28 protein-coding genes are annotated in these 25,452 nt (G+C 39.3%); 22 read left to right on the forward strand and 6 right to left on the reverse strand.

Features of this window, described 5'->3' with window-relative positions:
* Positions 1-88: 88 nt before the first annotated feature.
* Positions 89-1,276 (reverse strand): cystathionine beta-lyase, encoded by a 1,188-nt coding sequence (locus tag OCV39_RS05045; RefSeq protein WP_261889145.1) that lies wholly within the window; start codon positions 1,274-1,276, stop codon positions 89-91.
* A gap of 121 nt (positions 1,277-1,397) precedes the next feature.
* Positions 1,398-2,852: a cardiolipin synthase gene (gene cls, locus OCV39_RS05050; RefSeq protein ID WP_113795967.1), complete on the reverse strand. Its 1,455-nt coding sequence runs from the start codon at positions 2,850-2,852 to the stop codon at positions 1,398-1,400.
* A gap of 351 nt (positions 2,853-3,203) precedes the next feature.
* On the opposite strand from cls, the gene OCV39_RS05055 reads away from it, so the two are divergent.
* The 19 genes from OCV39_RS05055 (at position 3,204) to OCV39_RS05140 (ending at position 18,460) form a co-directional block, all read left to right on the forward strand.
* Positions 3,204-4,538, forward strand: coding sequence for a sodium-dependent transporter (locus tag OCV39_RS05055; RefSeq protein WP_113795968.1), 1,335 nt, complete (start codon positions 3,204-3,206; stop codon positions 4,536-4,538).
* 114 nt (positions 4,539-4,652) lie between these two features.
* Positions 4,653-5,351 (forward strand): TIGR01621 family pseudouridine synthase, encoded by a 699-nt coding sequence (locus OCV39_RS05060; RefSeq protein WP_261889146.1) that lies wholly within the window; start codon positions 4,653-4,655, stop codon positions 5,349-5,351.
* Between the two features lie 20 nt (positions 5,352-5,371).
* On the forward strand, positions 5,372-6,310 hold the full coding sequence (locus tag OCV39_RS05065; RefSeq protein ID WP_261889147.1) for a class I SAM-dependent methyltransferase: 939 nt from the start codon (positions 5,372-5,374) through the stop codon (positions 6,308-6,310).
* A 420-nt stretch (positions 6,311-6,730) separates the two neighbouring features.
* Positions 6,731-6,946, forward strand: coding sequence for a Flp family type IVb pilin (locus OCV39_RS05070; RefSeq protein WP_261889148.1), 216 nt, complete (start codon positions 6,731-6,733; stop codon positions 6,944-6,946).
* 12 nt (positions 6,947-6,958) lie between these two features.
* The gene (locus tag OCV39_RS05075; protein ID WP_261889149.1) at positions 6,959-7,390 is read left to right on the forward strand and encodes an A24 family peptidase; all 432 of its coding nucleotides are present in this window, start codon (positions 6,959-6,961) and stop codon (positions 7,388-7,390) included.
* A gap of 10 nt (positions 7,391-7,400) precedes the next feature.
* Positions 7,401-8,204 carry a Flp pilus assembly protein CpaB gene (cpaB, locus tag OCV39_RS05080; protein WP_261889150.1) on the forward strand — a complete coding sequence of 268 codons (804 nt, stop codon included), beginning with the start codon at positions 7,401-7,403 and terminating at the stop codon, positions 8,202-8,204.
* 9 nt (positions 8,205-8,213) lie between these two features.
* Positions 8,214-9,542, forward strand: coding sequence for a type II and III secretion system protein family protein (locus OCV39_RS05085; protein ID WP_390903234.1), 1,329 nt, complete (start codon positions 8,214-8,216; stop codon positions 9,540-9,542).
* The gene (locus OCV39_RS05090; RefSeq protein WP_261889151.1) at positions 9,539-10,060 is read left to right on the forward strand and encodes a hypothetical protein; all 522 of its coding nucleotides are present in this window, start codon (positions 9,539-9,541) and stop codon (positions 10,058-10,060) included. Before OCV39_RS05085 ends, OCV39_RS05090 begins: the two co-directional genes overlap by 4 nt.
* 7 nt (positions 10,061-10,067) lie before the next feature.
* The gene (locus OCV39_RS21090; protein WP_315973059.1) at positions 10,068-10,628 is read left to right on the forward strand and encodes a response regulator; all 561 of its coding nucleotides are present in this window, start codon (positions 10,068-10,070) and stop codon (positions 10,626-10,628) included.
* Positions 10,622-11,296, forward strand: coding sequence for an AAA family ATPase (locus OCV39_RS21095; RefSeq protein ID WP_315973060.1), 675 nt, complete (start codon positions 10,622-10,624; stop codon positions 11,294-11,296). Before OCV39_RS21090 ends, OCV39_RS21095 begins: the two co-directional genes overlap by 7 nt.
* Positions 11,297-11,298: 2 nt before the next feature.
* Entirely contained in the window at positions 11,299-12,582 is a 1,284-nt protein-coding gene (locus tag OCV39_RS05100) for a CpaF family protein (RefSeq protein ID WP_113795980.1), read from the forward strand.
* Positions 12,579-13,499, forward strand: coding sequence for a type II secretion system F family protein (locus OCV39_RS05105; RefSeq protein WP_261889152.1), 921 nt, complete (start codon positions 12,579-12,581; stop codon positions 13,497-13,499). The genes OCV39_RS05100 and OCV39_RS05105 overlap by 4 nt, the downstream gene beginning before the upstream one ends.
* Positions 13,500-13,562: 63 nt before the next feature.
* Positions 13,563-14,390, forward strand: a complete 828-nt coding sequence (locus OCV39_RS05110; RefSeq protein ID WP_390903235.1) for a type II secretion system F family protein — start codon at positions 13,563-13,565, stop codon at positions 14,388-14,390.
* A gap of 85 nt (positions 14,391-14,475) precedes the next feature.
* Positions 14,476-15,159, forward strand: coding sequence for a tetratricopeptide repeat protein (locus OCV39_RS05115; protein WP_261889153.1), 684 nt, complete (start codon positions 14,476-14,478; stop codon positions 15,157-15,159).
* Positions 15,146-15,631 (forward strand): TadE/TadG family type IV pilus assembly protein, encoded by a 486-nt coding sequence (locus OCV39_RS05120; RefSeq protein ID WP_261889154.1) that lies wholly within the window; start codon positions 15,146-15,148, stop codon positions 15,629-15,631. Before OCV39_RS05115 ends, OCV39_RS05120 begins: the two co-directional genes overlap by 14 nt.
* On the forward strand, positions 15,603-16,166 hold the full coding sequence (gene tadF / locus OCV39_RS05125) for a tight adherence pilus pseudopilin TadF (RefSeq protein ID WP_371729634.1): 564 nt from the start codon (positions 15,603-15,605) through the stop codon (positions 16,164-16,166). Before OCV39_RS05120 ends, tadF begins: the two co-directional genes overlap by 29 nt.
* Positions 16,166-17,443, forward strand: coding sequence for a TadE/TadG family type IV pilus assembly protein (locus OCV39_RS05130; protein ID WP_315973061.1), 1,278 nt, complete (start codon positions 16,166-16,168; stop codon positions 17,441-17,443). Before tadF ends, OCV39_RS05130 begins: the two co-directional genes overlap by 1 nt.
* Positions 17,440-17,838, forward strand: coding sequence for a hypothetical protein (locus OCV39_RS05135; RefSeq protein ID WP_261889155.1), 399 nt, complete (start codon positions 17,440-17,442; stop codon positions 17,836-17,838). Before OCV39_RS05130 ends, OCV39_RS05135 begins: the two co-directional genes overlap by 4 nt.
* Positions 17,831-18,460 carry an OmpA family protein gene (locus tag OCV39_RS05140; RefSeq protein WP_261889156.1) on the forward strand — a complete coding sequence of 210 codons (630 nt, stop codon included), beginning with the start codon at positions 17,831-17,833 and terminating at the stop codon, positions 18,458-18,460. Before OCV39_RS05135 ends, OCV39_RS05140 begins: the two co-directional genes overlap by 8 nt.
* 36 nt (positions 18,461-18,496) lie before the next feature.
* Here OCV39_RS05140 and OCV39_RS05145 read toward each other — a convergent pair whose 3' ends face one another.
* The gene (locus OCV39_RS05145; RefSeq protein ID WP_261889157.1) at positions 18,497-19,972 is read right to left on the reverse strand and encodes a GGDEF domain-containing protein; all 1,476 of its coding nucleotides are present in this window, start codon (positions 19,970-19,972) and stop codon (positions 18,497-18,499) included.
* A gap of 210 nt (positions 19,973-20,182) precedes the next feature.
* Positions 20,183-20,629, reverse strand: coding sequence for an META domain-containing protein (locus tag OCV39_RS05150; protein ID WP_261889158.1), 447 nt, complete (start codon positions 20,627-20,629; stop codon positions 20,183-20,185).
* A 228-nt stretch (positions 20,630-20,857) separates the two neighbouring features.
* Between OCV39_RS05150 and OCV39_RS05155 the strand changes: the two genes are divergently transcribed.
* Complete coding sequence (locus OCV39_RS05155) at positions 20,858-21,100, forward strand: DUF1289 domain-containing protein (RefSeq protein WP_017053707.1); 243 nt, start codon at positions 20,858-20,860, stop codon at positions 21,098-21,100.
* A 19-nt stretch (positions 21,101-21,119) separates the two neighbouring features.
* Here OCV39_RS05155 and OCV39_RS05160 read toward each other — a convergent pair whose 3' ends face one another.
* Together OCV39_RS05160 and OCV39_RS05165 are read right to left on the reverse strand one after the other, a co-directional pair.
* A complete protein-coding gene (locus OCV39_RS05160) occupies positions 21,120-22,769 on the reverse strand; it encodes an RluA family pseudouridine synthase (RefSeq protein WP_261889159.1) in 1,650 nt (549 codons plus the stop codon).
* Positions 22,770-22,957: 188 nt separating this feature from the next.
* Positions 22,958-23,497, reverse strand: coding sequence for a type II secretion system protein (locus OCV39_RS05165; protein WP_261889160.1), 540 nt, complete (start codon positions 23,495-23,497; stop codon positions 22,958-22,960).
* A gap of 323 nt (positions 23,498-23,820) precedes the next feature.
* On the opposite strand from OCV39_RS05165, the gene OCV39_RS05170 reads away from it, so the two are divergent.
* Both OCV39_RS05170 and OCV39_RS05175 read left to right on the forward strand, forming a co-directional pair.
* Complete coding sequence (locus OCV39_RS05170) at positions 23,821-24,183, forward strand: hypothetical protein (RefSeq protein ID WP_017053710.1); 363 nt, start codon at positions 23,821-23,823, stop codon at positions 24,181-24,183.
* Positions 24,184-24,416: 233 nt separating this feature from the next.
* Complete coding sequence (locus OCV39_RS05175) at positions 24,417-25,448, forward strand: DUF2804 domain-containing protein (RefSeq protein WP_261889161.1); 1,032 nt, start codon at positions 24,417-24,419, stop codon at positions 25,446-25,448.
* Positions 25,449-25,452 lie beyond the last annotated feature (4 nt).

Below are 25,452 nucleotides of genomic sequence, written 5' to 3' on the forward strand. Positions count from 1 at the left end.
AATACAATAAGGAAAGGTAAGTGTTGATTTCAAATGCAACACTTACGCAATTAAATATATTATATCAATGGGTTAAGATATAAGAGAGTTAAGATATAAGTGCGTTGTAGCGTTCAAGTCCTGATTCTAGATCGGCAATGAGGTCTTCAACATCTTCTAAACCTATGTGCAAACGAATGAGTGTGCCTGAAAAATTTGGGTTCGCAATGGTTCTTAAGCTATCGAAACTTTTAGGTTCATTCGCCAAAATCAGACTTTCGAATCCTCCCCATGAATAACCCATACTGAAATGAGTCATGCCATCGAGTAACGCGGTGGTTGCTCGTGGGTAAGATGTTTTCAATACAAAAGAAAACAGTCCGTTACCACCAGTAAAATCGCGCTCATAGAATTCGTGCCCTGGGCATGTTTCCAGAGCGGGATGACGGACATGATCGACTTCAGGGCGTGTTGCAAGCCATTGAGCGACCTTAAGGCTATTTTTAGCATGTTGGCGCATCCGCACATCAAGAGTTCGGATACCTCTTAGTCCGAGGTATGCATCATCAGGGGATACGCATTGTCCCATGAGGTAACTCTGCTCTCGAAGTTGGTCCCAACATTTCTCATTAGCGACAGCAGTACCAAGCATGACATCGGAGTGACCAACAATGTACTTCGTGGCAGCCTGAATTGAGATATCGACACCATGATCAAATGGTGAGAAATTGACACCAGCGGCCCAGGTATTGTCCAGCATAACGACAATATCGTGCTCATGAGCAATTCGAGCGAGGGTCGGAACATCTTGAACTTCCATGGTGATGGAGCCTGGAGATTCGGTGAACAGAACTTTGGTATTCGGCTTGATCAATGTTCTTATATCTTCGCCTATTTGAGGATCGTAATACGTGGTTTCGACCCCCATTTTTTTCATTATTGTATTACAGAAATCTCGAGTCGGTTCGTAACAGGTGTCTACCATCAAAATATGATCACCGGTTTCAACAAAAGATAAAATGGCATTTGAAATAGCAGCGGTGCCGCAAGGGAATAGGGCGCAGCCGGCTCCGCCTTCAACATCAACCATGGCATCTTGAAAAGCAAAGTGAGTATTGGTGCCACGGCGACCATAAAACAGAGTCTTATTCGCTCGATTGATCGTTGCGTGGTTTTTCTCGGCTACGGTATCAAACACAATCGTAGATGCGCGCTGAATAGGAGGATTTACCACGCCATTGGTCCACTTTTTGTCGCGGCCAGCGGTAATCAATTGAGTTTTTTTCTTTTCTGCCATTTGAATTCCTTGTCAGAGTCAATGCTGTGAGAGCTTACATAGTGATGTTAATGCTTATATAAAGCACGTTGAGGTTGAATAATGCAAGCTACGATTCGTTATGCGTTATTACCAATTGAAATTAGAGCAATGGGTTGAATAAATAAAATGCACGTTCAAAAAAGCGGTTGTAAACAGATCGTTTGTTCCATTCCGGTAATAATATGCTGTGCGAACTATCAATATAAGTCTGCTGTAACCAATACAGTTCTTTAGTAAACGCCTCATCATCCACAGCGAGAGTGACTTCAAAATTGAGCCACAAGCTGCGCATATCAACGTTTACTGTTCCGACTAAGCAAAACTTCTCATCAATCACCACAGATTTGGTGTGCAATAGACCGCCATAAAATTCATATATCTTCACTCCGGCTTCTAATAGTTCGCTATAAAAAGCACGAGATGCCCACTTGACCATCAGTGAATCGTTTTTGTGCGGAATGATTAACTCAACGTTCACGCCCCGCTGAGCCGTCATTTTTAGCGTTTCTAATAGATCAGCACTGGGAACAAAATAGGGTGTAGTGATTCGAATAGATTCATTGGCTTGATGCATGGCGATACTGAGGACTTGTAAAATGAGGTTTTCAGGCATCCCCGGCCCGGAAGGCACGACTTGGATAGGGTGAAGGCTCTCATTGGTATTAATTGTACACTCAGGTAATTGAGGAAAGACTCGTTCACCAGTCTCCACTTCCCAATCCCAGCAATGAATCGCGGAAAGAACATTGACCGTTGGGCCTGTGACCCTCACCATAATGTCAATCCACTGACCGACGCCTGAATCTTGTTTGAAATGTTCAGGGTCAACCAGATTCATTGAGCCTGTGTAGGCAATGCTATCATCGATAACAATAATTTTTCTGTGTTGACGTAAATCTAAGCGACGCAAAAATATACGCATAGGGCTTACTGCAAGTGCTTGCTTTACTTCAATACCAGAAGATTTCATCATGCCGAACCAATGACTTCGGAAAAATCGCGGGCTTCCGGCTGAATCCAGTAACAGCTTTACATTCACCCCTCGCTTAGATGCCTGTATCAATGCAGAGGCGACAGAATCTGCTAACCCTCCGGGATGCCAAATGTAGAAAACCATCCGAATACTTGATTGAGCGTTTTCAATATCTTGAATTATCGAGCGTAATATTTTGTCGGGGGAGTCTTGCAATGAAAGTGAGTTACCACTCAAAGCAGGGATCCCCATTCGGTTATTACATAGCTCATCAATTTTGGTGATATGAACGCTCATGTGCTCAGGAAGGTGAGCTTGGCAGTCGTTTAACTGATTAAACCAATTACCAAAAGGGGTGAACATTTTATGAGCTCGCTCTGCCCGTGTTCTGCCTAAATTAAGCTCCCCAAAAAGGAAATAACAGAACACACCAACAATAGGAATGATGTAAATAATCATCAACCAAGATAACGAAACACTCACTGCTCTCCGTTTTAGAACCACACGCAAGGTCACACCTGCGACAAGCACCCAGTAAAGGACAACGCCAATGATCGTAAGATAATGATAAAGCTGTTCCATGAGATAAGTTCTGTAGGTTTAGATAGTTCTGATAGTAATGCGAAACTACTTGAATGGGAATTTTCTATGCGATCAAAATTGCAAGAAGATATGAAACCTCTTACCAGTGGATTGTTGTTAGAAAAGTGTTAAATGGCGAGGTAAAAGGAAAGATTGATTAAAAAACCAACATTTAAAAGTGAAAACTTGAGTGTAATCCGAAAAATATACTGTTCGGACTTCCAATTTTAATCTCAAACTGTTTTACTTGCTAGACATCAAGCGCCAATCCATTTTTATTAGAGTGTAAACTAAAATTTACACCACCCTATAGGCGCCTTAATACGCACACACAACATTGGTACATTTATTATGGCGAGTAGTTCTAGAGGCCAATTCTCTTCGAAGTTTGGTTTTATAATGGCCGCAGCGGGTTCCGCTGTTGGTTTAGGTAATATTTGGGGATTTCCCACACAAGCTGCGAGCAATGGTGGCGCGGTATTTTTAATTGTCTATCTATTGATGGTGTTCTTGCTTGCATTTCCGATGCTGGTCGCTGAACTGACTATCGGTCGTTACGGTCAATCTAACCCAATTGCATCATTAAAAGCAGTATGGCCAAAAGGTAAAGCAGGCGCGATTGCTGTCGGCTTAGCTGGCATGACAGCGGTATCTTTAATTTTAAGCTTTTATGCCATCGTTGCTGGTTGGTTAATTGGTTCTTTTGCCGGAAGCGGTCTTGACCTGCTTGGTATGAATGACGCTGCGGATTGGCTAACGGGTTTTGGTACGGCTCGAAACCTGATTTTGATGGTTATATTTATGCTGCTAACTATGTATGTAGTACGTAGTGGCGTTGCTGATGGTATCGAACGTTGGTCAACTCGTTTAATGCCTGTGCTTTTTGGTCTGTTCGGATTGATGATCATCTACATCTTTACGCAAGATGGTGCTGTCGAAGGTCTGAAAATGTACCTTGTTCCTGATTTCTCACATTTCAGTGCTGATCTTGTCGTTAGTGCAATGGGTCAAGCCTTCTTCTCATTATCACTTGGTGTTTGTACCATGATGGTGTACGGCTCTTACCTGAAAAAAGATACGAACTTACCTAAAACCGCAGCACAGGTTGCATTGGTTGATACTGGTGTTGCATTTGGTGCTGGGCTGCTGATTCTTCCTGCAATGTTTGTGGCGAAAAATAATGGCGTAGAAATTTTCTCAGAATCAGGTGCATTACTAAGTTCAGATACACTTGTGTTTGCAGTTCTACCAGCGATGTTCGATACAATGGGCACAATGGGTATCTTTGTTAGTCTTGTGTTCTTCCTACTAATGATTATTGCGGCTTTAACATCATCTATTTCAATGCTTGAAGTGCCAGTTGCATGTGCGACTGAGGAGCTAAAACAGAGCAGAACAGTCGCAGTGGCGTGGATTGGTACCGTAATAACAGTGGTATCGTCAGTGATTGTTTTAAACTTTGGCGATCTGTTCGGCTTTGTAATTCAGTTAACGACTGTGTACGCGCAACCGATCATTGGCCTATTCATAACGCTGATTGCGGGCTGGATTTGGCATCGTAACAGTGTATTAGAAGAGCTTAAGCAAGGTTACCCAGAAATCGAAAGCGGCTTATTCTGGAAAGTATGGCCACTATATGTACGCGTTGTATGTCCGGTACTGATGCTGATGGTCTTCTTTGCATAAAGCGTCCATTTAATCTCAACACTTCTAATGAAAGCCTCGCCATTGCGGGGCTTTTTCGTGTGGTATCTCTGTAAGGAATCGCTATAATCAAGCGCCTATTATAGGAGCGCAGTCATGTTCGACATACTCTTTAGTCATTCCGACTTTGTAATCATTAACAAACACCCTAATGTCAGCGTCCACAAAGATGACGGTGATACCATGTTGCTCCAAGAAGTGGTTAAGGTGACTGGAGACGACAAACTCTATCTTGTCCACCGTCTAGACAAAATGACCTCTGGTATTCTTCTATTAGCAAAACACCACGCGGCCGCAAGTGTGTTATCTCAAGCATTTGCCAATCGCGAAGTGGAAAAATACTACTTAGCGATCGGAGCCAAAAAACCGAAGAAAAAACAGGGGCTGGTAAAAGGGGATATGGAGCGCTCTAGACGATCTTCATGGAAGCTAATGACTACTCAGGTTAACCCTGCAATCACTCAATTCTTATCGCAAGCGGCCCTACCTGGTGAGCGGTTATTCCTTTGTAAGCCGTATACAGGGCGTACCCATCAAATAAGAGTGGCATTAAAATCCGTAGGTTCTGCGATTGTTGGTGACCCTATTTATAATTGTGGTGAGCCATCAGACCGTGGCTATTTACACGCTTTTGCTATTCGTTTCAAATACCAGCAAGAAGAGTTTGAATGCCTTTGCGATCCTAGAGAGCAGATAAACCTTGGAGCCAAGTGGCATGAACAACCGACAAGTAGCAATATAGATGAGTGGCTGACGCCTTGGACGATGAACTGGCCTAAGTTAACGACTAAATGATAAGTAATAGAGATTTTCAGATGCAAACAATCGCACTACCCGTATTTTTTGAACATATAGAGCAACAACTTCATACCGCCCCTGATGAAATCCGACGTATTTTTCATGGGCGAGGGCAGCACTGGGAAGGATTAGAGCAACTCACATGTGATTGGCTACAAGGCCAGATGGTGGTGAATATCTTTAAACCTGTCGAAGACGAATTTTTTAGTGCGTTGAAATCTGGTTTACTTGCTTTAACAAAGAGTGAAATTTGGAATAAAAGAGAAGGTAAGTCGATTCTAATTCAACACCGTTATAGTGACGGTGCTCCATCTGAGGTGATCTTTGGTGAATTAAACGCAAATCCAGTGGTTAATGAAAGCGGTTTAAAATACCAGCTAGATATAGGCAGAAACCAGAACTTTGGTTTGTTTCTAGACATGCGTTTTGGGCGTGACTGGGTAAGAAATAATGCTGAAGAGAAGAAGGTATTAAATTTATTTTCATATACCTGTGGCTTCTCAGTCGCGGCTATTGCTGGTGGTGCAAATAAAGTGGTTAATGTAGATATGGCAAAAGGCTCACTGAATAAAGGACGTGAAAATCACCGAGTAAATGGACATGACACAAGCAAGGTTAGCTTCCTAGGTCATGATATTTTTAAGTCGTGGGGAAAAATAAAAAAGGCAGGGCCATACGAATTAATCGTAATTGATCCACCATCTTTTCAGAAAGGAAGCTTCGCATTAACAAAAGATTATAAAAAAATATTACGACGTTTACCTGAATTATTGACCGAAAATGGCCAAGTTTTAGCTTGTGTTAACTCGCCAGCAGTCAGCCCTGATTTTTTAATTAATTCTATGAAGGAAGAGGCTCCATTAATTAAGTACAGCACTAGGTTGAATAATCCACCGGAGTTTTTGGATATAAATCCAGATAACAGCTTAAAAGCTATGGTTTTTATGCGTAGCTAAGCCCCGCCCTAAAGAAAATAAGGGGCTGTGCGTGTTATTTTTAGCGTATTGTTATTTTTTATCGAAAAGCAAGATGTGCCTTTTTTAAACGGATGATATTAATATGAAGCTCAAATTAATATGGAGTAAAAACTTTATATAAAATCATAATCTTTTTATTATTGATGATTGACTGATTTTTGAACGATTTTTGCGTTTTTTTATTATTTTTGTGATGTGTGATATTAAAAAATCAAGCTTAAACTTAAAAAATCCCTTTTTTTTAAGGGTTTATTGGAGCATTATCAAAGTTTGCTATCATTTTTCGCAGTGCAAATTAATGTTGTAAGTATTGTTTCATAAAAAGAACAGCGGTATCATTTTTTTAGATAAACGTCAGGATGGTGTCCTGTATAATTTAAATAAAATGGAGCTACACAAATGCTTACCAAACTTTTTGTTAAATCAACTCTTGCGCTTGAAGAATTTAAAAAAGACCAACGTGGTGTAACTGCAATCGAATATGCAATCATCGGTGTTGCAGTTTCTGCAATCGTACTTGCGTTATTTAACGGTAATTTAAAAGATGCTCTTACTAATGCTATGTCATCTATAACACAGAACATTAAAGATGCTGATACTGGTGTGAAAATTTAAATCGTAGTGCCAATGACTAGTTTATGGTGGTTATTATTAACCACCATATCTTTATTTGTCTGCTATCAAGATATAACTAAACGAACGATTTCTAACCGTGTCGTTTTTTTAGTTATGTCACTTTGTAGCATTTTATATTTTCAACATAGTGTTTTTGAATCTGTACTTTATGCAGTCGGAATTTTATTCGTTGGTTTTGTACTCTTTAACTTGAATATTATTGCCGCGGGCGATGTAAAATTGTTGTCGGCATTTTCTTTAGCCATTACCCCCCAATACCTGCCTTTAACACTTTTTATTATCACTTTATTAGGCAGTCTATTAGGTGTGGCTTACTACCTCTACGCGAAATGCTCGGATTACAAAAAAATAATGGGAAATGGGCTGCCTTATGGTGTGCCTATTTGCCTTGGTTGCTTGTTTGGAATAGCGGCATCCCTTTAAAGGAAATGAAGTGAAAAATAAAATTATTATTATCATTGCTGCGGTAGCTATTTTAATCGGTTTGTTTGGGTTAGCGGGCAGTTTGTCTACACCTGAACCTGACACCGTTCAGGTTGAAGTAGTACCAGAAATCAAAATTAAAATTTGGCGTCTAAAGAATGACGTTGAACTGGGGCAAAAAGTACAACGTAACGATTTTTCAATTGAGTTCATGCCAGAGAGTGAAGCCCATACTTACGGAATTGCTGAAGATGTAGAGCTGAATTTTGAAGCTGGTTCCGTATATAACTCAGCGCGTAAAGCTCATAGTCTTACTGACCAAAACTGGATTGTTCAACCGAATGACGATGGTTATGTTGAACTCATTATTCAACCGCAGCGAGTGCCATACGCAATAAGTGTCGATCCTAAATCGGTTGTGGGCGGAGTTATTACAAATGGTACCGTGGTTGATATTCTTGCACTTTCTATACCCGGTTCTACTGCCTCTGTTGAGGTAGGTGCTGCACAAAGTGCTCGAACAAGAACCATTTCAATCACCCCCATATTAATAGCCGTCAAAGTTCTGCAGGTGAAAAAGACAGTAGTGGAAGCTACGCGTAATGCGGTTACTCAAACTGAGGTGGATTTAATTCTAGAATTGACACGAAAGCAAGTCGCTAAACTAACGATTGCGAAGAGAATTTCAGAATTAGAGGTACACAAATCAATTGGAAAATATAAACCATCAGATCTACAAGCTGATGCTGGTGACGTACTAGCTGATTTCAAATCGATTACCGAATTTCGAGCAAGTGAAGCACAAATTAAATAGGGCGAAGGAATGTTAAGCATACTAAGAACAATTATTATCTCTGGGTTGGTTATGGTTTTTTCGGCCCCCAGTTTTGCTCAAAGAATCCTGAATTTGGCGGAAGGTGATGCAAATACAATTAAAGTAAACCAAGACATAGCATCTGTATTTATCTCTGACCCTAAAATTGCCGACTATCAAGTTATCGATAAAAGAAAAGTAGTGGTTTTCGGAAAAAAATTGGGTAGCACTTCTCTACTAATTTTCAATGAAGAGGGAGATACTCTCGCAGCTCGTAAGCTAGTGATCAATCAGAGCTTGGTCCATATCCAACAACAAATTCAGTTGAAGTATCCGAATGCCGAAGTCACTATTTATAATTTAGGTGAGCAGGTTGTTTTAAGTGGTGTCGTTGCCACTGAGCAAGAGAAAGATGAAATCAACACCATTGTTGGCGAACTGATGGGTAAGAAATCAGAAGATTACCAAGTTAAATGGGATCTTGGTGAAAATGAGTATGAAATGGAGTTTATGAAAAGACGCCATTTTGAAGGTATTGTTAATAACATTGAAGTGGCGTCGACTAAACAAGTCAATGTGAAGCTTTCGATTGCAGAGGTGTCACAAACATTTTTAGAAGAAGTTGGCGTTCAATATGGCAGCAGTGGTCAATCATCAGGAATTTTTGTTGATCAGCTTACGAAATTTAGTGCTTCCGATATTATATCGGTGATTACGGCAATTGGTGACGATACAGTCGGACAAATTTTAGCTGAACCGAACTTATCCGTAATTTCAGGAGAGAGTGCAAGCTTCCTTGTTGGTGGCGAACTGCCTGTGGTTACCATCATTGATGGTGGAACAAACGTTCTATACAAAGAGTTTGGTGTACGTTTAGAGTTAATGGCCAAAGTATTGAATGACGACAAAATTAAATTGTCACTGATGCCTGAAGTGAGCTCATTAGATACACAATATGCCAATGAAACCTATAATTTGCCAGCACTTAAAACTCGTAGAGCTCGAACGACGGTAGAGCTCGGTGATGGTCAAAGTTTTGTTCTTGGTGGATTGTTAAACACAGAAGATAAAGAGACGTTAAAAAGAATTCCATATGTCGCTGATGTGCCAATTCTAGGAGCACTTTTCCGTAATACCGGTACAGAACGTAAAAAAACTGAACTGATAATAGTCGCAACGGTTAATCTAGTTCAGCCTATTCATCCCTCTCAAATCCAGTTACCAACGATGAGAAAATCAACGACGTTACAACGCTTTTTTGCTGTCGAGAAAAAATACACCAAAGCCAGTGATAAATGGGCTGAAGAAGTGCTAGCTACTGGAGGATTTAAAAAGTGATTAAGCAATATATGGTAATTCTTATAGCAACTCTTGTACTTAGTGGCTGCGCAGAGCATGTAGCTGAAAGAACGGGTACTCAAATTGATGTGGTTCCCGTTACTTATTCGCTAGCGTTGAAAATTAAACCTCAACAGCATAAAGCGGCACAAGCCGAGTTGGATGAATTTATTACTGACAATTGGAAATTGATTGTTGATCAAGAAGTCACTCTGATGTGGCGAACGAAACTAGGTCAAAAATGGGCGAAAAAAACAAGAACGTTATTAATCAAGAATGGCGTAGATGAAAAACAGATCGCAGTAACACAAGCGAATGCTGGTTTTGGTGAACGTTTCGATTTTGAGATTAAAACACGCGTCCACAAAGCCATCGTGTCTATCTGTGATTATGCCGCAGTTGGTCATCATGGCGAAACAAATGATGGTTGCTATTCGGATAACGCGCGTTGGCAATCCATGGTCAACCCTGAAAATATGCTTAACCAGTCTCTTAATGCTGAAAACGTAAATAAGTGATCTCTGTATGTTAGATTTAGTTGATCTATTAAAAAACAATGAACAAAGCACGGCGCAAGAAGAGAAACTGACCTCTGTTCTTTTTCATCAAAGTGAAGAGTGTAAAGAGTTAGTTGAAGAAGCATTTCGCTTTGAAGGCATCGTAACACCCGCGATTCTTCAAAATAGTGATGACACGATTCGTAAACATGTTCGTGAATCGACGATAGAAATCGTACTGGTTGAGCTGAATATGAGTAGTGATGTTACTGCTGATATGAAGAGGATCAGTCATTTACTTCCTAACCATGCTTCAGTAATTGTTATTGGTAGTGAAGATGCAATCTCCACGATCCGAAACTTGAAAGAGATGGGCTTCTATTATTTATTCTGGCCAGTGTCGAAGCAAGAGCTAATTGACTTCGTTAGAAACGTTAACGACAACCGAACGCGTAATAGCGGATTAGGGCAGAACCGTACAGCAAAAAGAATTGCGATTTGGGGGGCGAAAGGCGGTGTGGGTGCCACTTTTTTAGCTTGTGAAATTGCATTTGAACTTTCCGCTAAAAAAATAGCTCATGTTTGCTGATCGATCATAACTATTCTGGCGGAAATCTAGATATATTTCTTGGTTTGAGTCAGTTTGAAAAGCGTCCAGTCACCCCTGGCTCAATGTCATCCAGTCTTGATCTCTCTTATGCGACAAGCATGACTAAAAAAGTCAATAACATGCTATCGGTACTTGCTATTGATTCCGATGAGCTTATTGAAGCAGAGCTAAAAGAGTATTCAAGAACCCTTTCTAAAGAGCTTGCCGTTCAAAACAATTTTATTCTTGAAGACCTTTCGAGCTCAGCTAATAGCCGTGGTGACCTCAAATATTTGGCTACAGCCTGTGATGTTTTGGTTTTGACTTTAGAGCCAACAGTATCGAGTTTAAGAGATGCTGCTAGAGTGATTAGTGACCTTGATAAACACAGGGCAACCGTGCGCTGTATTGTTGTATTGAACTACACCATGCCTGAAAAGTCTGCAACGGTATCAACAGAAGAAATTGAGAAGTATTTGAGACAAGCGATTGATATCGTGTGCCCATTTGAGCCTAAACTTGGTGCAATGGTTTTAGAAGGCAAGCACTTATATCAACAAAACTACCCAATTAGTCAGAGTCTGAATCGTTTGACATCACTATTGCTTGGACAGAACGCCCCTAAAAGTAAGAAGAATATCTTTCAACGCTTGGCTAGGAAAAGATAACTATGGATCAGTCAAAATCCGTTTATGTAACGATTCGACAACAGATATTTGAAGCATTAGAAGCCGAAGCTGTAAATAGTCTTTCCAAAGATCAATTAAGCAAGCAACTCTCAAGTGCTGTCGATCTGCTTATAGAGAGGCAAGGGCTATCTGTTGCAAGTGTCGTGCGCAACGATTTTGTAAAAAGCTTAGTCGATGAGCTACATGGTTTGGGGCCTCTTCAAACGTTAATGGATGATGAATCAATTAGCGATATCATGATTAACGGTTGTGATCATGTTTTTATTGAACGTAATGGTTTGGTCGAAAAAGCATCGGTTAATTTCATCGATGAAAATCAACTTGTGCAAATTGCAAAACGTATTGCAAGCCGTGTTGGACGCCGTGTAGATGATTCAAGCCCAACTTGTGATGCCCGTTTACAAGATGGAAGTCGTGTCAATATTGTCATTCCCCCAATTGCAATAGACGGTACGTCCATATCCATTCGAAAATTCAAAAAGCACAGTATTGGCTTAACTGAGCTCGCTGAATTTGGCGCAATGAGCCCTGAAATGACAAGGTTACTTATGATAGCGGCGCGCTGTCGTTTAAATATTCTTATTTCAGGAGGCACAGGTTCGGGTAAAACGACGATGCTAAACGCATTATCGCAGTATATTTCAGAAAAAGAGCGAATCGTAACGATAGAAGATGCTGCTGAATTGAAGTTACAGCAACCACACGTTGTGAGGCTTGAGACACGAACTTCAGGAATTGAGGGTACGGGTGCTATTGACCAGCGAGATCTTGTAATCAATTCACTACGGATGAGACCAGACAGGATTATCGTAGGTGAGTGTCGTGGCGGTGAAGCATTTGAAATGCTTCAAGCGATGAACACAGGGCATGATGGTTCGATGTCTACACTGCACGCTAATACACCAAGAGATGCGCTTGCTCGTGTTGAAGCGATGGTGATGATGGCGACTAATAATTTACCACTTGAAGCTATTCGCAGAACGATTGTCAGTGCTGTAGATATTGTTATTCAAATCAGTCGCTTGCATGATGGTAGCCGTAAAGTTATGAGTATCTCTGAAGTTGTTGGTTTAGAAGGCAGCAATGTTGTTCTAGAAGAAATATTTAGATTTCAGCCGCTGCCTATGCAAGGTGATGATGGCAAAGTTAAAGGTAACTTTGTTACAGCAGGCTTAATGCAGCGTTCAGTTTTAGTGGAAAAAGCTCGATTCTTCGGCTTAGAGCAACAGTTAAACTCAGCGTTTAAAGTGGGTGAAGCGGTATGATCTATTGGCTAGCTCTAATAATTGGTGCGGTGCTACTACTTATCGTTTTTGTGCCACGATCAAAAAAAAGCAATAGCTACTTAGAAGAGATCAATAGAACAGTTTTTATTGATTCTATGGATGAAGATAAACAAGCCGTTAACTTGAATAGCTTATCTGCAGAAACCTTAAAGCAGCGAGTGATAAGAATTAGCGTCAATACGCGCAGACAATTAGGTGCTTTGCCTGAAGCAAAAGTACTCCTATTTGCATGTTTGCTTGTTGCATTAGGGTCGTATCTTAATAACCAATACTTCAGAATTAATTGGTTATTGGTCGTGATTATAGTGGAGTGCCTAGGCTTTGTTGCTGGTTACCTTTGGCTACAAAAGCGTGAAAAAGAGCAGTTTGAAGAATCTTTCCCTGATGCGCTTAACATGCTTGCTAGTGCGGTAAGTGCTGGTGAAAGTATTATGCATGCGATCATTTTTGTTGGGAAGTCTCTTGATTCAGAAGTCGGGAGAGAGTTTAAAAAAATGGGGGAGCGCCTGCAAGTTGGTGAATCTCCTGATGAAGTGTTTCGTAAATCTTGCGTAAGGTTTCCATACTCATCTTTTCAGTTTTTTGTTATTACTTTGCGTGCAAATATGCAAAGAGGCGGCCAATTAAAAGAGGTTATAGGTCGTTTAAACCGTTTAATGTTTAATGCTAGAGCGGTAGAAAAAAAGAAATATGCTCTCACGTCTGAAGCTCGTACATCCGCTAAAATTGTGGGGGCAATACCGTTTGTCTTTCTTTTTATGTTGCAATATCTGAGTCCTGATAACTATGAATTTGTGATGTTTAACCCATCCGGTAAGGTGATTCTTTATTACGTACTTATTAGTGAATTCATTGGAATTTCTATTATATGGTTATTAATGAAGGGGGTTCGTTAAGTGCCATTTTCACAAGTACACATATTTTTATTTCTTGTTCTAATCTGTTTTGGTGTGTTGTGTTTGCTATTTTTTGCTTACAAAACATCTAAGCGTGAAAGCCTTTTAACTAAATTCACCTTAAACCAAAATTCACATGAATCGAGTCAAAATAAGCCGACTTTAGAAAAGTTGGGACACCAAGTATCGTCTCTAATTTCTACCAACCAAGAAGAAGTCTCTAGCAAGTTTTATGCAGCCGGTTTTTATAACTTTAAGCTCGCGAGTCTTTATATGCCATTTAAATACTCTTTACTTCTTTTTGGCGCAGGATTTATATATTGGTATGGTCTCCAGCAACAGCTTGAGTTATCCACTTTAGTCGCTATCGGTGCAACATGGCTAGTCTTATGTATCATCGTTCCTGATGCTATTTTAGATTCTCGCTCAAAGGCGTTAAGAAACAAAATCTCTAATCAATTACCTTATTTGTTAGATCTAATGGCGGTGTGTGTTCAGACTGGTATGACGATTGAATCTGCAATGAGTTACTTGGCAAAAGAGATGAAAGGTTTTGATAAAGATATTAGTCATTTCTTAAATAAAACCAATGACCGTTCTAGAATTGTCGGTTTAGATAAAGCTCTTGATGAATTATATGCTGAGATTCCATCGAATGAGATGCGCAGTTTCGTAATGACTCTTAAGCAAAGTTTGCAATATGGAACATCAGTTTATCAAGTATTAACAACATTATCGGCTGATATCCGTGAAGTTCAAATGTTAGGTATTGAAGAGAAGATTGGTAAATTGGCAGCCAAAATGTCTATACCTTTGATTGTCTTCATTATGTTGCCGATTGTAATTTTAATTGCGGCTCCTGGAGTTATGAGGATGATGTCTGGTGTATAGATCAATCATTTTAAGCGTATTGTTAGTGACATTAGTTGGTTGTTCCTCAACGAAGAGCTTGGATAACCATAAAACCAAAGAGAGTATGCTGATAAAAACTAATAACTATGATCAGTTGGTTTTACTCTATAAGGAACAGCTAAAGATAAAGGAAAATAAAGCAACCCGTGTCAAATTAGCCGATGCATATTTGAATTCAGGTGACGCAGAGTCTGCTCTGTTTATTATATCGCCTATAGCTTTGGCCACTGATGCAGACGTTGATGTGTTATTGATACAGGCGCACAGCGAATATGAATTAGGAAGTTATGACCGTGCACTTGCTACAGCAGAAAGAGCACATAGTATTAGTAAAAATAATGCTGATATTGAGAATTTGCTTGGTGTGATATATGCCGGAAGAGAAGATTACGTCAAAGCAAGAGAGTATTTTAACCTTGCTCGTACCCATCTATATGATGATATCAAGATAAAAAATAACCTAGCGGTATTAGATATCATTGAAGGACAGTATAAACAAGCAGTACAAAAATTACTGCCGATCTATTTGAACGAAGATGCGGATGATCAATTGAAAGCCAATTTAACTTTAGCGATGGCAAAGCTGGGCAATTTTGAATACGTGAAATCTATTTTGGGTTCAAAGTATGACGATGTTGAAGTTTTTGAGCACTTTTCCGCGTTAAAAGGCATTGAACGCATAAAGGATAGTGATGTCATTCTTCAGACACAACCTATCAGCTTAGGTAAAGAGAATGAAAAAGAGTAAAGGTGTCGCTTCTATAGAGTTTGTACTGGGTTTCATGGCCTTTTGGCTGATGTGTATGGCCTGGGTGGAAATGAGTTATATGTCTTATGTTTCTGCCATCGGCGATTTAGCTGTTTCGGAAGCCGCTCGCGACTCGAAAACACATGATCGTGATTACATGCAAGCATTCCAAAATTCTATTAATAAGAGTGATTCACTGTGGGCTGGAGTGGTCGATGGGAGTAATTTTCGGTTATCTATTCAATATTTAGGGTCTGTTAATGATCTTGAGAACATGGTTGATCCATGTGTTATACCAGATGGTGATAATAGCCAAGAGTGCGGTATAGCAAAAGATTCCTCGATCGCCGTCTATCGAATTGACTATGACTTTAACTCAATTTTTACTTATTTCATGGACAGCACCTCGATATTTAGTCGTGAAGTTATTGTGATACAGGAGTATGAGCGTGACTCTTTTGAAGTTAAATAATTTACGATCTAAACAGAAGGGTAATTTTAGTGTTGAGTTTGCAATCGTAGGTTTGTTTTTCAGTCTGCTCATAGTTTTTAGTGGTGATGTCATCATTAAGCTATCGATTAAAGGTAAGTTAGATAGGCTTTCATACTCTTTAGTCAACGTATTAAAAGAGCGTACACAGTTGTATTCAGAGGACTATCAAATAACGTCAAATGAAGCTCGCGGGATGATGACAATAGGTGGGAATTCGCTTTCAAGAACGTTATCTACCTATGATCCGACTAAGTTTGGCGCTTTAGTTGAAGAGTTAACATTTAGAGGGATAAGTGCCCCTAACCCTCAAAAGGAATATAGATTTGGCGGGATTACTTGTAATGTCAGTAAGCCGTTATCTGAGCTACAGCACTTATCTGTAATTACGTCGTGGGAAAGGCAAGCGAGTCTTTATCGCGTTACTTTTTGTTATGAAACCGACAATTGGATTGGTGATTTGCTCGGGACGGAATTTACGAGAGTGAGTTCTTCTTCAGTGATGATAGGCAGGTAATGACGATTATGCATTTAAAACGTAAGCAGTCTGGACATGCAGCGTTACTATTCGCAATGTTAATTCCTACTTTGTTCGGAATTTTCACACTAGCGAGTGACGGTGCGAGAGCGCTTCAATCAAAAGCAAGAATTGAAGATGCGGCTGAAGTGGCATCACTCGCTATTGCTGCACATAATGCTGAGAATAAAGACAGTACAGGTATAGGTAGCGGAAGTCTCACCAACCGAAAAATTGCAACTGATTATATTGAGCAATATATGGTTGATATGACTCAAGTATCTGACTTAAAAATATATAAGCATAATTGTGAGGAAATCTCTGAATGTAGAGAAGGTTTAACTAGGGGAGAAGCTCGCTTTTTCCAATATGAAGTACAAGCAAAAACAAAACATACTTCTTGGTTCCCAGGTAATGATGCCATTCAAGGTTTTGGTGAAACGTTTGATGTTGCCGGTGCTGCGGTAGCAAGGAAATATCAAAGTGAAGCTGTTGATGTTGTGTTTGCCGCAGATTTTTCAGGGTCCATGAATGGGGGATGGGGCGGGAGCAGTCAACGGAAATACAGAGATCTCATCGACATTATTAAAGACGTAACAGTTGAATTAAAACGATTTAATGATTTAGAAGATGGTAATGATAATAAAATTGCTATATCGCCTTTTAATTATTATACCTATAGCACTCGTAGTGATAACAATAAAAAGAAGTGTGATTTGTCGCAAGACTATTATTCAAGAGGTTCTTTTGACGCAAAAACAACAGTTGATAATTTGTGGAAAGAGAAAGGAAATGAGACAAGCTATAATCATTGTAAGGGAAAAAATAATAAGCTTCAGTTCAAAGACTTATTTCTAACTTCGGATTTCTCTGCATTCAATACTTCGGTGGGCTCGTTCTATCCCAATGGTGGAACAACATCTTATCAATCTATTATTAGAAGTGCGCAGATGCTACGTAAAGGTGTTAATTCACGCCGTCTATTAATTGTTATCTCTGATGGAGATGATTCTGGCTATTTCAAAACGTATCATCAGAGCTTAGTCCAAGAAGGGATGTGCACAAAAATTCTCCAAGGTCTCGGAACGGGTATGTCTTCTGATGGCAAACCAATTAGAGCTAGGATGGCAGTGATTGGGTTTGATTATGAGCCTAAAAATAACAAAGCACTTCAAAACTGTGTCGGTGCAAAAAATGTTTATAAAGCCGAAAACCGAGATGAAATATTGAACCAAATATTAGAGCTAATTACAGAAGAGATAGGCCACCTTAAGTGATAAAATTATTTTGTAAAACAGCAGCTGTGTTACTGTTGTTATTTTCAGCCTATGTGACGGCAGGGACGGCTAGAACGTATATTTTTATTAATAGTGACATACCGAAACATCAGAATACTATAAATCAGTTAAATAGTATTATTCGGAAGTCTAATTCACTAGAAGATAGAATTTTTATAATTGATATTGCAGAGGAAGAGAAAGAGTTTCGAGGGGAAATAACCTATGTTCATGATACAACAGGATATTATTTAGCGGAATTTATGCCTCTGGAAATACCAGAAGTTATTGAAGTGTTTGACGACGAAGTTGTACAGCATTATCGCCTTGATTTTTATGGATTAAAATTAATTAACCACCTTGTTACTGAGTCTTTGGAGAATGAAAATGATTAGAAAACTTGCCACAGTATGTATATTACTCAGTACAAGTACACTGACGCATGCAAATAATATTGATAATCAAGCACTAAGTTACTACTGCGGTGGTGATAAGGTAGAATATGAAAAAAACATTTCTGTAGGTAAAGGAACTCGTGTTATTTTAAATGAAGGGCCTTTCTATCAAATAGAACAAACGGGAGAGTACGATCCGACTCTTGATTTTATTAATAAACAAGTGGTTAGCTCGGGTGTTAGCTCTGATTGTTCTGAATTTTTACTTGCAAATGGGCAATTCAAACCAATTAATGATGGTGGTGTGATTGCTAGAGTGTATTTTGATTTCAACAAATCAACACTTACCGATAAATCTAAGTATGTTTTAGATAATATTCAGCGAATGATTAAAAATAATAATCAAAACTTAAATCTGGAAGGGCATACAGATTCTGTTGGTTCGAAAGCCTACAACTTTTCGTTAGGGCTAAAACGCTCTAAAGCGGTTGAAGAGTACTTGGTAAAGAAAGGCATCAGCAAAAACGCGTTATCAACTTCATCTAAAGGTGAAAATGAACCATTAGTTTCAAATGATACCGCTAAAGATCGTGATCAAAACCGTCGTGTAGAAATACAATAAGTAATAATGATAATGCCACATTCTATTGTGGCATTATTACTTTTGAGCCATTACGTATGTCTGTTTTGATGTCTTCGCTTGGTACATTGCCAAGTCTGCTTGATGTATCACATCATACATTTCTGATTTACCCGCTACGAAATTTGCACTGCCGATACTAATCGTTACTGAAAATTCGTGGTTTTCATAATTTACATTTCTACTAACATTTTCATTTAATGATGTAGCAAGAGTAGTCAATTCATCATCGGATAAGATCTTATTCGTTAAAATGATAAACTCATCGCCACCGAGTCTATAGACTTCTCCTATCTTGTCTAAAGTAACATTGATCCTTTTTGCGACAGTTGCGAGTAGGAAATCTCCAACTAAGTGCCCATATTGATCATTAATAGGCTTAAACCCGTTTAGATCAAGCATAATGATTGAAGTTGAGATTAATCGGTTTGCTTGAATCTCTTCTATTCTTTTGTTGAAACCGACTCGGTTTTTTATTCCAGTTAGCGAATCAGTAATAAGCTGTTTTTGCACGTAACTATGTGCATCTACTAATTCTGTAATATCGAGAGCTGAGCATTCAAGTTGGTACTCATTAAGATATGCACTGTTGACTTTAAAGTGTCTATCTCCATTGACACCTACTAGAGTATATTGGTCGTTAATTTTGCCATTTGCTAGTTTGATTATAAAGTCATGAAGAGTTGATCTTAATTCAATACTATTTACTTTGTTTAGAGAGCCAAAGGTTGTTTCAAATTCACGATTAGATCGAACGATTTGCTTCTCTTTTATGTCAACAACAAAGAGGCATACCTGTGTGAGGTCATAGGTTGCTTGGTGTCTATGTTCACTTTTTTTAAGCTCATGGACGCTGTTGATCAAACGATCTCTTAAATTATCTAGTGATGAAAAAAGAGAGTTGAATTCTTCAAATTGATGAATTGGAGGTTCGGCATTAATATCGCCATTTGCGATTAAAAAACCATACCGTTGAGCATCATGAAATGGAGTTTTTAGTGTTTTTAACACCTTACGGCTAAGAAGCATCGACATCAAGAGTAGCAGCAATATAGCCAAAATAATATTAGGCACTGATTCAATGAGCAAATCTTTCCAAATCTGTGATGTATCTTTAATCACGGTTAAAGCCCCGATAGTCTCACCAGATTGAGAGTATATTAAATAGCTTTTTTTATCTGATTTACCGGGTATTGAGGCGCTAATAAATTCCGACAGCACTAAATCATATTTTGTGGACTCTAATTTTACAGATAAAATATAGCTGAGATCGGATACCTTCCCTACCACATTTTCAGCCCCTACAATATCAAGGTCCTGTATTGCTCGGCTCGCTTGTTTTATTTGATAGTTAATCGTTTGATTGTACTCTGATTGATAATCATGATGACTATCAATCAATGCGTAACTCAGAGCTGACACACCGAGTATAAGAAGAGGTACTATTGTGTAAATAATGTACTGCGTAATGAGGTAGTTAAATAATTTTTTCATAATGAAGGGCTCAAAATCACCATTGAACGATGTATGCGGGTGTATTTACTAAAAATATATTTTGTTATTTGAGTTATCGACTTCATTAATTCATATTCATAAAAAAGGGCACTCATATGTGTGAGGGCCCATAGTATATTATGAACTAAGGTATGTTGCAAAAGTGACCGTTCAATTTTTGAACTATTATCTATTTATGCTGTTTCGGCTTTAATTCATCCAGTCTCGCAGTGTGTATGTCAGAGTATGTGAGTCATTTTTGAGTATGAGTGACTCTTTTGTGAGAGTCAGTTGTGACCAATCTGATAACGTTTGAGAAACGGCACTCTCTATCGCCATCGATTCTTCAGGACACATCTTCATCGTCATCCCCATCTGCTTAATACGAAACTTGCCATTCTCAAGTTCGCTTTGGCCGAAGAAGTTATTGCATCCGGCACTTCCGTTTGCTGTCATCTTTTCGCCTATTTCTAAACTTGCGGCAGGTACTTTCGAATCAGAGTTTACTTGTTTTCCATCAATTTTTGTCAGTTCCCAATGGTGATGCTGCAAATCTTGTTCTGTAACAATACTGTTATCATCCGCATTGCCAGTGCACGCTGATAGCATGATTGGAAGAGAAACTGCTGCGAATAATGTTTTTGAGCTAAACTTCATAGGACGAACTCCAGTAAATATGGCTAGCAAATGCTATTGATTATTATGCTATTTATGTATTAACAATATAGTGGAATAAGTTATCTTGGTGTCAGTATATCGTCATTATTTTTTATAAACTATTTTAGTGCAATGGAAATTGTATTTTGAGAAGTAAATATTAGCTTTATCCGTTTAATGTCATATTTATGGTGTATGAGATTGAGCACTTAGTTTGGGAGGGAAGATATGGAGCAATTGGAGTTTTTTACTGTACCTAACCCTTGTGTTGGAGTTTGTACCGTCGATCCAAAAGGCTATTGCCAAGGGTGCATGCGCAAGCGTAGTGAACGGTTTGAGTGGCTGTCCATGACACCTGCTCAGCAGTTGAATGTTATCCGGTTATGCCGTCAACGCTATCAACGTCAAAAGCTTAAGAAGAAGATAAGCACTGAAACGGAAACCAGTCCTCAGCAGCGCTTATTTGATTGATGAGTGTTTAAAATAATGACTAAAAATTGGCATCAGCAGTGAACACCATTACTTTTTTAGTTACAGGGTGAATCAGACGTAAATATTCAGCATGTAAGTGGAGGCGGTCTTGTTTATAGCCATACAAATCATCGCCAACAATTGAGCAATTAAGCCCTAAACGATGTGCACAGTGGACTCTGAGTTGATGGGTACGGCCTGTTTTCGGGTAGAGTCTGACTCTTGTTCTGCCTTCTATTCGGTTAAGGACTTGCCAAGTCGTTTCCGCTTTTCTTCCTTCCTCAAAGCAGACTAACTGCCGAGGTCGATCGCATAAATCTCCCGCTAGTGGCAGCTTAATGACACCGGACTCTTCTTCTACTTCGCCTTCCAACAGAGCAACATAGTGTTTTTCTACTGTTCGTTCAATAAACTGCTTCTGAATAAATCGATTAGCTTCAGAGGTAAGGGCCAATACAATTAAACCTGATGTAGACATATCAAGTCTATGGACAATCAGAGGGCCAGTCGCATTAGGGTAACGCGATTTTATGCGTGTATAGACAGAATCTAAGATGGTTTTTCCAGGAACAGATAGAAACTCTTCAGGCTTATTTACGATAACCATCACGTCATCTTCATAGATAATATCGAGTTCTTTGCCTTCTGCGGGGTTAACTGTCAATGGACTGGGGTCTGTCTCAATACCATCTAACATATGATTGAGAATTTCATAGCACTTACTTTGGCAGACCGGGTATAAATTTTTATGCTGCCTGATCTCTTTTTCAGGCGCGGGGCCCCACCAAAACTCAGCAAGCGCGAGTGGTTTCATTTGATGTTTGAACGCATACTGCAATAGTTTCGGGGCATTCTCATGCTCTGAATTCACAATAGGTTCGAGTGGTGTATTATCTTTAAATAAATGGTAGAGACTTTGTGTTATGCCATGTTGGTTTAAGAATGTACGTTGCTGTAGGTTTAGTTTTGTTAACTTGCCCAGTTCTAGTCTACAGGCATCTTTTTGAGCATTCACAGTGGCATTCTGATTTCTTAGTTGCTCTTCTACAAACGCGATCTTCTCTAACCACTCATGTTTTAATTTTTTTAGCTGTCGTTTTTCTTGGCTACTTTGTTCACCTAAGGACTTAATGAATGATGCTAGTTGCTCAGGTGACATCTCAGCTTCTGCTTGATTTCGCTGTAACTTTCGATCTTTCTTAGCTTCCTTGATCCGTAGTTGATGACTGTCGAGAGCGATACTCGATTCTGATTTAATGCTCATTAGCTCTAAGTTAAGCTGATGTAAGTCAGGATCATCATTTAATTTATCAAGCTTACAACGAAGGTTATCAATCTTGTTCTGAATGTATTGCAGTTCAGGATTGGTTGAGTCCAAAATGCTAGGAACAAATTTTTCCAATGCAGTAGGTTTTTCACCAGAGACGCTAGATAAATAGCCTACAACACCATCTTGGCCTTTTACGACCAGAACACCAAACATTCGACCCATGTGGAGAACATCTTCTAGAGTGTTTGATTGCTCGGTAAGGTATTGTTGTAACCCTTCGATAGCTTGATTCGCTAAAGGATGTGGTTCGTAATAGTATGGAAAAGTAAAACGTTTCGGTAATGGTTGAGTTGCGGGATCAAACGCTAGCCGAGAAAAACGTGGGTTAAATGGGAGCATTTCAATATCTGTATCTGAGTTCAGCCCTCATAGAAAGAGGAATGAAAGTGAATGAGTCATCAGATGATGAATATTTACATTATCGAGCTGTTTTTAAGTCGAGCATTTTTATTTCATGCAATGATTAATACCAAAGCCTACACTCTCAGCAAGTATAGGCTTTGATTCAATTTATGGGTATCGAATAATTAAAGGCAAGGTAACACTTCAAGTTGATATTGAGTTGTTGCCGACGTCGGTGGGGCGTAGCGCACAGCACAGGCCGTCATGTCTGTTTCTCCTCTTATGGTGACAAAAAGCTCACGACGAGGATCGCCATCAGGATGACGCAGAACAACCCAATCGGAATTATCTGTTTCAAGGTCTTGTACTAACTGACGAAGACTGGTGTCATCAGCATCAGGGTTGCCATATATGAAGGTGCAACTTTCAGAACCACCAATATTACAATCGGTAAAAGGGAGGTCATGCTTGGGTGTTGGCGGTGTTAGTCCCGTATCTTCATTTTTATTTGAGACGTATCTTAAATGCTCTAACCCTTCTATCGCCATTTTCCCATATCCAATGGCCAGTGCTCCTTCGATAGCTCCTTTCATGCCCTCTAATCGAGCATTGCGCGCGTCCGTTTGTAAATTCAAAAATCGAGGGGCAGCTGTGACCGCTAAAATGCCGAGAATGACAATCACGACAACGAGCTCTATAAGAGTAAAACCATTATTTTTTTTCATAAAATTGTTTCGCAGAATTTTGGTAAGGGGTAATGGTGCTGTTTGATTGCCGTATTATACAATAAAGTTCCTATTTTGGTATTTATGAAAAATAATTTTAGGTATTAGTTTTTATTAATTACCCACAAGAGCGAGGTTCGCTTCGGTAACCAGAAGAGCATTGCCATGATGAATGTTTTAGTTTTGGCTAGATATGGTATCTATGTCGACAAATGTAAGCTAAAGTTTTGCTAAACCAAGCAGATACATAACTATTCTTATTACAGCGTAGAACCTACGAAGTCAGTTTGAGCGAAAGGGATTGGAAGGAATATTAAGCCCCCATGGAAAAAGAAGTAGCTGAGCAAAAACGTCAATATTATCGGTTAAAATACCCGAAAAAAGCACGACCTTTGATAAGAATCGGAGATCAGTTGATCCCTGTGAGTGAAGTTTCTGAAAAAGGTATACGCATTGTTAGACATGATTTTTCAGCTTTATATAAAGGGCTGATCATGGCTGGAATTTTACGTTTGCATGGTGATCGTCAGATTCCTGTTCAAGGGCCAATACTGCGTTTTGATGGTAATGAAGTCATCATTAAACTAGATGAAGGTATAACCTTTAAAGATATGTTTGAAGAACAGCGTTATATTCGACAAAAATACCCGGTTCATTTTACTAATCAAAATAGGCAAACAGATTAGGTAATGATTGTAGTTTCAAGTCTCTTCAACTTCCTACCGTTCACCTCAGGCCATAAATAAATGTGATTGGGAGTCGCTTTTGGTCATCTTATGAGAGCGTTTCCCCGTTAGCCAAGGTACATGAGTGAATATTTGTGATTCTAGCCCTGCATATTTCAAATAAAAATCTGTCTAAAAGCACAATTAAGCATCAAAATACTGTTATCAAAATGTAAATGGAATTTGATGTAAGCATGAGAATTACCCAAACCGCTCCTAAAAACTTGATGGATAGCTCTGGAAAACCGATGGTTGGTCAATTTGATGGCATACCACAAGATCTTGGTGTTGAGCTCTTTCGCTATAAGAATGAAATGGATAACTCCGCAAGTCGTTGGAGACAATATTTCGATTATAAGCAATTTCAATTTGTTAGTGTGATTTCTGATAATTACATTATCGGAGTCGCACTTGCAGACATTCGTTACCTCGGTTCTGCTTTTTGTTATGTGTATGACATTCAAAATAACGCACTTATCGAGGAGACTTGGCTTCGACCATTTTCCATAGATACGGCAACGTCACCTTCCCCCTACTCATCGGTCGCACACATTGGCGGAAAAGACGTTCAATTTAACATCGTTGACGGACAATGGCAGGTGGTCCTCAACACTAGGAATGTGAAAGCAGATCTTCGTTTACTCCCTTTTCCAAATCAAAGCTTACCACTATCGATGTGTACACCAACTGGCTATAACGGTTGGACCTATACTCAAAAACACAATGCTTTACGTATTGAAGGCAACTTATCGGTCTTAGATAATAACGTTGATTTGACTCGATCATTGGCTAGTTATGACTTCTCTGCTGGGTATATGCGACGTGAAACGAGTTGGCGCTGGGCAAGCATTAATCACAAAGAAAAAGGCACTACATTAGGCTTAAATTTAGCGGCTGGCGTGAACGAAACTGGCAGTTGTGAAAATGTATTTTGGGTGAATGGTGAGCGTCATTTGTTGGGGCCTGTCCATTTTGACTTTGTTCGTTCAAATGATAAAGAAGCTCAAGAACCGTCAAAGTGGCGAATCTATTCTGATGATGGGCAGGTTGACCTTGAATTTCAATCCGTTAATTGTCGCTCAGAGAAACTCAACCTGTGGTTGCTTAAAAGTAATTTTCGCCAGTTTATCGGACACTTTTCTGGATATATTCAAGATGATCAAGGAACGATTCATCGCTTGAATAATGCTATAGGCTTAACTGAAGATCATTTCGCTCGTTGGTAAAAAA

The organism is Vibrio cortegadensis (assembly GCF_024347395.1).
Classification (GTDB): Bacteria; Pseudomonadota; Gammaproteobacteria; order Enterobacterales; family Vibrionaceae; genus Vibrio; species Vibrio cortegadensis.